The sequence below is a fragment of the Stenotrophomonas sp. P5_B8 genome (assembly GCF_054049855.1).
On the sequence record NZ_JBFULO010000422.1, the window covers coordinates 1 to 3,260 of the forward strand.

Genomic DNA, 3,260 nt, shown 5'->3' on the forward strand with positions numbered 1-3,260 from the left:
CGATCGTCGCCCGGCATGAAGTTCTACGGACCAGCTTTGCTGTGGTTGAGGGCAGCCCGGTACAGGTAATCGCCGCGGCTGACGTGGGTATCGCACTCATCGAACACGACTTGCGTGCGCTTGGAGCAGGTGCTCGCGCACTGGAGGCGGAGCGGTGGAGCGCGCACGAGGCCCATGCGGCATTCGACCTGTCGACGGGCCCACTGATCCGCGCGCGGCTCCTGATCCTGGACGATCAGAAACAGATCCTGCTGGTTACCCAGCACCACATCGTCTCGGACGGCTGGTCGATAGGTGTGCTGGTGCGTGAGCTGACGACGCTGTACGCAGGCTTCCTGGAAGGGGTCGGTGACACGCTGCCTCCTTTGACCGTTCAGTATGCGGACTACGCGCGTTGGGAGCGCGGTCGCATGAATGGCGAGAAGCTGGAAACCCAGGTTGGGTTCTGGAGATCCCAGCTACGTGGAGCACCGGCCCTCCTTGAGCTCCCCACCGACCGGCCGCGGCCATCGGTGCAATCGCATGCGGGTGCGAGCGTCTCCATCGTGTTGCCGTCGGTACTGACGAAGGCGCTGCGCGATCTGTCGCGGCGTCATGGGACGACCGTGTTCATGACACTTTTGGCGGGGTGGTCGATCCTCATGGCCCGGTTGAGCGGGCAGGAAGATGTCGTCGTGGGTACGCCTGTTGCCAATCGCATGCGGCAGGAGTTCGAGCCAATGGTTGGTTTGTTCGTCAATACGCTGCCCATGCGCGTTCGTGTCGACCCCGGCCAGACTGTTTCCCAACTGCTGGCCCAGGTGAAGACGACGGCCTTGGATGCTTTTGCGCACCAGGCGCTGCCCTTCGATCAGATCGTAGATGCGGCCATGCCACCGCGCAGCTTGGCGCACAACGCGGTCTTCCAGACAATGCTGACTCTCGATACCACGCCGGCAACCACGCTCGCGCTGCCGGGCCTGAGTCTGCAGCTCGGCGCGGTAGCGCGTTCTTCCACCCAGTTCGATCTTGCGCTTTYACTGCGCGAAGGAAACGATGTACTGGAAGGGCTTCTGGAGTATGCAACGGATCTCTTCGACCAGGCGACGGTCCAAAGGTGGGCAGAACATCTGCAGATCTTGTGGTCTGCAATGGCGGAGGATGCCGCGTCCAGCGTGGCGGCTCTCCCCATGCAGCCAGAGCATGCGCGTACACGCATGCTGCAGGACTTCAACGATACCGGGCTGGTCCGCGACGAGGGCATGCTGCTGCACGGGTACTTCGAGGCACAGGTGCGGCGCAATGGTGATGCGGTGGCATTKGAGTTTGAAGACTGCCAATTGAGCTACTCCGAACTGAACTGCCGCGCCAACCGCCTAGCCCACCGGTTGATCGCACAGGGCGTGGGGCCGGATGACCGGGTGGCCGTGTGCCTTCGGCGCGGTGTGGACATGGTCGTGGCGTTGCTGGCCGTGCTCAAGGCTGGTGGCGCCTACGTGCCGCTGGACCCGGGCTACCCTGCCGAGCGCCTGGCCTTCATGCTGGCAGACAGCGCACCGCGCTGCGTACTGGCCCAGACGACGTTGCGCGAGGTGGTGCCGGCCAGTGACGCCGCTGTGCTGTGGCTGGATGAAGAGGCGCTGCAGCAGCAACCGGACCATGATCCCGACACCGCAGCCCTGGGACTGCGGCCGCAGCATCTGGCGTACGTGATATACACCTCTGGTTCGACCGGGAAGCCGAAGGGGGTGATGATTGGACACGGCAACGCCGCCAACTTCATCGCCTGGAGCCTGCACGAGTTTGAGCCGCAGGTGCTTTCGCGCGTGGTCTTCTCGACGTCGATCAATTTCGACTTGCATGTGTTCGAGTTGTTCGCGCCGCTGGCTGCGGGAACGACAACGGTATTGGTGCCGGACCTGATTTCAGCCGGTGCGGTTCTGAACACGGCAACGCTGGTCAATACCGTGCCTTCGGCGATCGCTGCCGTACTCGACTCGGGCGCGACCCTGCACGGTGTCCGTCAGGTGAATCTGGCCGGGGAGCCTCTGAAGGCTGCATTGGTGGGACGGCTGTTCGAGCGAACGGCAATCGACACGGTGTCCAATCTGTATGGCCCATCGGAAACCACGACCTACTCGACGTGGGTCTCAATGCCGCGTGCCGGCGGCTTCATCGCGCATATCGGCCGTCCGATCGGCAATACGCAGGTGTACATCGTAGACAGCCGGCTGCAGCCGGTTCCGGCAGGCGTGACGGGTGAGATCCTGATTGGTGGCGCAGGCGTGGCACGTGGATACCTGGGGCGTGAAGAACTGACCGCAGAGCGCTTCATCGCGGTTCCCTTCGCTGGTGGTGGTGGCAAGGTCTACCGGACCGGTGATCTGGGGCGCTGGCGCGCCGACGGCAGCATCGAGTACCTGGGTCGCAACGATTTCCAAGTCAAGCTGCGCGGATTCCGTATCGAACTGGGTGAGATCGAGGCCGTGTTGGCAGATTGTGCCGGTGTACGCGAGGCTGTAGTGGTGGCGCGGGCGGATGCGGGCGGCGAGCAGCGCCTGGTTGCCTACTACGTGGCCGATGCTGATGCTGCACCTACGGCGCAGGTGCTGCGTCAGCAGGTCGCGCGGACGCTGGCTCCCTACATGGTGCCCAGCGCCTTCGTGTGCCTGCCAGCAATGCCGCTTACACCCAACGGCAAGCTGGATCGCCAGGCGCTGCCCATACCGGGGCTGGATGCCTCGGTCACGCGCGGGTATGTCGCACCAGAGGCGGGGATGGAGCAGGTGCTGGCCGCGATCTGGGCCGAGCTCCTGGGCGTGGAACGGGTCGGGCGGCATGACGATTTCTTCGAACTGGGAGGACACTCGCTGCTGGCTGTGCAGTTGGCGGCTCGTCTACGCGCCACTGCCGGTGTCCAGGCCACGGTACGGGATGTGTTCGCGCTGCCCGTGCTGGAGGACCTGGCAGCGGCGCTTGGGCCGATCGGAACGGAAGACGATCCGCTTGATCTGGCCGACCGGCAGATAGCGCTGCTGCCCTCGCTTGCACAACAACGCCTATGGTTCCTTGCACAGTTGGATCCAAGGGCCGGCGCGGCCTATCACATGCCGGCTGCGGTGACGCTAACCGGCGCCCTGGACCGCATCGCATTACGGCATGCATTGGATGCGATCGTCGCCCGGCATGAAGTTCTACGGACCAGCTTTGCTGTGGTTGAGGGCAGCCCGGTACAGGTAATCGCCGCGGCTGACGTGGGTATCGCACTCATCGAACACGAC

Annotated in this window: 1 protein-coding gene; it reads left to right on the top strand. The window is 64.0% G+C overall.

Going from position 1 to position 3,260, the window contains the following annotated elements; all coding sequences use genetic code 11:
- Positions 1–3,260 (top strand): non-ribosomal peptide synthetase (locus ACXJKH_RS17450; RefSeq protein WP_457321214.1); only part of this gene is annotated, 3,260 nt, incomplete at both ends.